Source organism: Photorhabdus hindustanensis (assembly GCF_002968995.1).
GTDB classification, from domain to species: Bacteria; Pseudomonadota; Gammaproteobacteria; order Enterobacterales; family Enterobacteriaceae; genus Photorhabdus; species Photorhabdus akhurstii.
Window position 1 is genome coordinate 1 of sequence record NZ_PUWT01000169.1, and the last position, 669, is coordinate 669.

General features: G+C 46.5%; 1 protein-coding gene. It reads right to left on the reverse strand.

Annotated features, from left to right (window positions below; all coding sequences use genetic code 11):
* Positions 1–123: 123 nt before the first annotated feature.
* On the reverse strand, positions 124–669 hold a 546-nt coding region (locus tag C6H66_RS25015; RefSeq protein WP_181150314.1), incomplete at its 5' end, for a major capsid protein.

Genomic DNA, 669 nt, shown 5'->3' on the forward strand with positions numbered 1-669 from the left:
TCAGGAACAGTGGAAGAAGATTCCACCGTTTCTATCTGAGAATCCGGTAACTCTTGGCCGTCAACCATCAGTTCAGGCGGCAAGCCGCCCAGTTCGTTTTCTTGTTGCTTATTTTTTGCCATATCACACCACCGTCGCACACAAAGCCGCATTCACACGACTTGGGATAACCAATGGCGCGGATTGCATCAATAAATAACGCTGTGCTGGATCGGGGTTTAACCAGCTTTTTGGCGCATAGGCCAAAGGTCCGTAGTTGAAAGTGGGATCAAGAATCGCACCAAACGCACGCGTTCCCATTAAATCAGGCCCGCTCATAATAACTGTACCGTCCGGCAACATCGGTTTTTCAACATTATCAACAGGATCGATAAACCAGTCGTTATATAACCAGAGGTTGAAGTTGCCCCAGATTCCTTTAAATACCCCGCCTTTTTGAACTGTTGGGCCGATATTTACCTGATTACCAAACGGGTTCAACGATGGGAAAGTTATCGCGGTATCCTTGATAGACGTATCCAGACGGAATGCTTTCCATGAAGAAGGTGTAAAGACTAAATCCGTTGGTACCGAACCCGATTCTTTCAGAATTAATGTCTGCCATGATTCAATATCATCAGACGGCTGCGTGTTTGTTACTCCTGCTGCAACCTTAAGCGGCCACTTATC